Consider the following 418-nt stretch of genomic DNA (forward strand, 5'->3'; position numbering starts at 1 on the left):
GTGCAGGACCTGCCGAACGTCAAGGACTCCATCGTCCTCAAAGGTGGGTTCGCCGAGAGTGATCTGTCTCCTCACGCCCATATGTTGTCCGGAAACCCTGACGAGATCGCCAAGGTGGCACCCTCCATCGCCAAGGAGATGAAGCCGGGGGTCGCACTGATAACTTCCATAGACAACCCGCCGCAGACTATGACCTTCACCTCTTCCAAAGGCAAAGTGACTCTCAAGGTCACGAAGGTCCACGGGCTTTCTGAAGGCGACGTCGTGGTCAATCAAGAGGACTTGAAGAGGATCGTGCCTTCCGTGACTGACCAGTCCATCTGGGTCCACCTGGACGACCGCAGCAATTTGGCCTCCACTCTGACGGTGATGATGTCCATGTCGAGCAGTAGTTCGCAGCATATGGACATCGGTGGAG

At 56.5% G+C, this 418-nt stretch carries 1 protein-coding gene; it reads left to right on the forward strand.

The window, feature by feature from the left end:
- Positions 1-418 (forward strand): hypothetical protein (locus tag FOE67_RS28400; RefSeq protein WP_228474394.1); only part of this gene is annotated, 418 nt, incomplete at both ends.

Origin of the sequence: Streptomyces calidiresistens (assembly GCF_014141525.1) — a bacterium.
Taxonomy (GTDB): Bacteria; Actinomycetota; Actinomycetes; order Streptomycetales; family Streptomycetaceae; genus Streptomyces; species Streptomyces calidiresistens.